Origin of the sequence: Nocardia donostiensis, from assembly GCF_002081715.1 — a bacterium.
GTDB lineage: Bacteria > Actinomycetota > Actinomycetes > Mycobacteriales > Mycobacteriaceae > Nocardia > Nocardia donostiensis.
Genome location: NZ_MUKP01000109.1, coordinates 1 through 2,880, shown reverse-complemented (window position 1 = coordinate 2,880; position 2,880 = coordinate 1). Strand labels below are relative to the sequence as shown.

General features: G+C 71.0%; 4 protein-coding genes and 1 rRNA gene. 1 reads left to right on the top strand and 4 read right to left on the bottom strand.

Annotated elements, in window-relative coordinates:
* The 3 genes from B0T44_RS26095 to B0T44_RS26085 all read right to left on the bottom strand — a co-directional run.
* The coding region (locus tag B0T44_RS26095; RefSeq protein ID WP_081512740.1) for a hypothetical protein at positions 1–251 on the bottom strand (251 nt) is incomplete at its 3' end.
* A 13-nt stretch (positions 252–264) separates the two neighbouring features.
* Entirely contained in the window at positions 265–1,152 is an 888-nt protein-coding gene (locus B0T44_RS26090) for an HAD-IIA family hydrolase (RefSeq protein WP_175647991.1), read from the bottom strand.
* Between the two features lie 40 nt (positions 1,153–1,192).
* A complete protein-coding gene (locus B0T44_RS26085; protein ID WP_254854175.1) occupies positions 1,193–2,053 on the bottom strand; it encodes a hypothetical protein in 861 nt (286 codons plus the stop codon).
* On the opposite strand from B0T44_RS26085, the gene B0T44_RS28395 reads away from it, so the two are divergent.
* On the top strand, positions 2,039–2,629 hold the full coding sequence (locus B0T44_RS28395) for a hypothetical protein (RefSeq protein ID WP_245839609.1): 591 nt from the start codon (positions 2,039–2,041) through the stop codon (positions 2,627–2,629). The genes B0T44_RS26085 and B0T44_RS28395 overlap by 15 nt on opposite strands.
* Before the next feature lie 127 nt (positions 2,630–2,756).
* Here B0T44_RS28395 and rrf read toward each other — a convergent pair.
* Positions 2,757–2,873: ribosomal RNA gene (gene rrf, locus B0T44_RS26080) — 5S ribosomal RNA — on the bottom strand.
* Positions 2,874–2,880 lie beyond the last annotated feature (7 nt).

Below are 2,880 nucleotides of genomic sequence, written 5' to 3'. Positions count from 1 at the left end.
TCCAGGATGTGCGCGCGCCGGGCCAGGTCGGCGCCGCCCGCGGGGTCGGCGATATCGGCCGGGTGCTGCGCGGATGTGCTCGTCACGAGTTCGGCCAGCAGGTCCCTGATATCGGCGCGGATACGCTCCGGGTCGGCAGGTTCGGGCTGTCCGGCCGCGCCGGGCAGATGCTGTCCGGGTAGCGGTACCCCGGAGCGCGGCGCGGGTGTGCCGGGACCTGATGCGTTCGGGCGGGGCGTGGCGGTACTCATCGTGTCGATAACGCTAGCGGATTGCGGGACGGGGCGCGCGTACCTGCACGGCCCGACCTGGGTTGCTGCGCAGTTGCCGCTGGATATCAGCGTTATCAGCAGCCGCGGCAGGCAGCGGCGGCTGGTTCAACGCGTCGAGGGTCTCGGCGACAAAAGTGGGGTGGCGTCCGGCGGGCAGCTCGGTCAGCTCGGCGAGCGTGCTGACGCCGGTCAGCACCAGCAGTGAGTCCAGCCCGACCGCTGCGGCGCCGTCGATATCGGTGTCGAGCCGGTCACCGACCACCAGCGCGGCGCGGGTCCCGGCTCGGATGAGCGCGTCCTCGAGCAGCGGCGGATACGGCTTGCCTGCCACGATCGGTTCGCGGTCGGAGGCAGCGCGCAATGCGGCGACCATCGCACCGTTGCCGGGTGCCAGCCCGCGTTCGTTCGGCAGGGTCTTATCGGTGTTCGCGGCCACCCACAGGGCGTCGGCGCGCAACGCGTACGCGGCTTCGGCGAGGTCGGGCCAGCCGGTGTGCGGGGAATGGCCCTGCACGACCGCAGCGGGGGCCGCGCCGTCGTAGCGCCGCACCGGTTCCAGTCCGACTGCGCGGATTTCCTCGACCAGATCATCGGTACCCACGACGAGCACCCGCGCCCCGCCGCCGAGTTGTTCGGCGAGCAGCCGGGCCGCGGCCTGGGCGCTGGTCACGACATCGCCCGCCGTCGCGGGATAACCCAGTCCGGCCAGATGCGCGGCCACCACATCCGAGCCCCGGCTGGCGTTGTTGGTGACATACACCAGTCGCTGTTCGCCACCGGCCAATGCCGCCGGACCCCCGTCGATCACGGCATTACCGCGATACAGGGTGCCGTCCAGATCCAGTAACAGCGCGCCGTATCGGTCCCGCAACCGCATCAGATCACTCCACTTCCTGCACGCACGAACCCGGCGCCACCGGTCACAGTTCCCCGGTCAGTTCGGCGGCACGTTCTTCGGCGTCCGTTTCCCCGTCGATATCGGCGGCCGCGGCATTGAGGAACCAGGTGAGCCCTTCCTCGGTGCGTCCCGCGGCCACCAGCGCGTCGGCGTAGGCATAGAACAGCCGCGCCGCCGCCGACCCGGTGCGGGCGGGGTCCAGTTCCGGCGTCTGCAAGGTGACCACAGCCTGGTCGTACTGCCCGAGATCCATCCGCGCACCTGCGACGACAATCCGCAGTTCGCTGGCTTCGGCGCCGCTCAGGGCGCGAGCTTCCTCGCTGCGACCGAGCTCGATCGCCCGTTCGGGACGGCCGAGGCCACGCTCGCAGTCGGCCATCACCGCGAGCAAGCCGGAGCCGCCCGACATGCGCCGCGCGGTGCGTAGCTCCGACAGCGCCTCGGCCCATTCCCCCGCGTGGTAGGCGGCGACTCCCGCGGTTTCCCTGACCACCGCGATCCGTCCGGCCCGCTGCCGGGCGGCCCGCGCATGGGCCAACGCCAGGCGCGGATCGTCGTCGAGCAGCCGCGCCGCCATCACCAGATGGCGTGCGACGGTTTCCGCGTTGCCTTTGTCCAGGCTCAACAGATCCCGGCGGATCGTCGGATCCAATTCTCCCGCCTGCACCTCGTCGGGCAGGTCCGGTTCGTCGGGGCGTGGTGGCCTGCGGTCGAGGCCCCGGCCTGCGCCTTCACCGCCGCGGCGGCGATCCGGCTGACCGGCGCGTGCGTTCGGGAAACGGTTCGCCCGCTCGTCCCGGCTACCTTCGCCGCGGGCGCTGTCGGCCCACCGGCGCGGCCTGTCCGCACCGCGTCGTGCTGTTTCGTCGTGCTCCCGGCGCATGTCATCACGGCCCCGCGCGCCCGCATCGTCGCGGCGGGGCGGAACCTCGTCACGCTGCGGGCGCGTCCAACCACCATCGCGGCCGGGCCGGTCGCTGAAACCACCTCGCTCGCTGCCCTCAGCACGGGAACGGAAGCCCCTGTCGTCCGCCCCGGCTCCGGAGCGCCGCGAATCGAAGCCGCGTTCCCCGGACCTGCGTTGCCCACCGGAACGTCCTTCCCACCCGCGACCACCGCCGCGCGGGCCTTCGTCACTTCCCCGCGAGCGCGCTCGGTCGCCTCGTTCCTTTCCTGGAGCCCCTCCGCCGTCACGGCCACGGCGCGGTTCTGTTCCTTCGCTGCGGCCCCGCCCACGGTCCTCGATCCGGCCTGCGCCGCCGCCCGGTCCGCCGCGGCGGTCGTCGTCGCGCCGAAATCCGGCTTTCCGGTCGTCGTTGTCACGGGAGGAACCGCCGGCACTGTCGCGGCCGGAACCGGCGTCGCTGTCACCGCGACGGCCGAAGCCACGCGCGGGAGCGTTGCGCCGGAAAGGTTTCCGACCGTCGTTCTGTTCCGGCACGGTGGGTTCCCTTTCTGAGTCGAGACGGTTGATACCGCGATAATGGAGTTCGACCGCGGGTTCGATAGCGGTTCGTCGCCGCGCCAGAACTCGCATAAACGACGATAGGGGACCCAGAATGTGGGTCCCCTATCGTGGAAGAATGTTCCGGCGGTGTCCTACTCTCCCACACCCTGTCGAGTGCAGTACCATCGGCGCTGGCAGGCTTAGCTTCCGGGTTCGGAATGGGACCGGGCGTTTCCCTGCCGCTATGGCCGCCGTAACTCTAT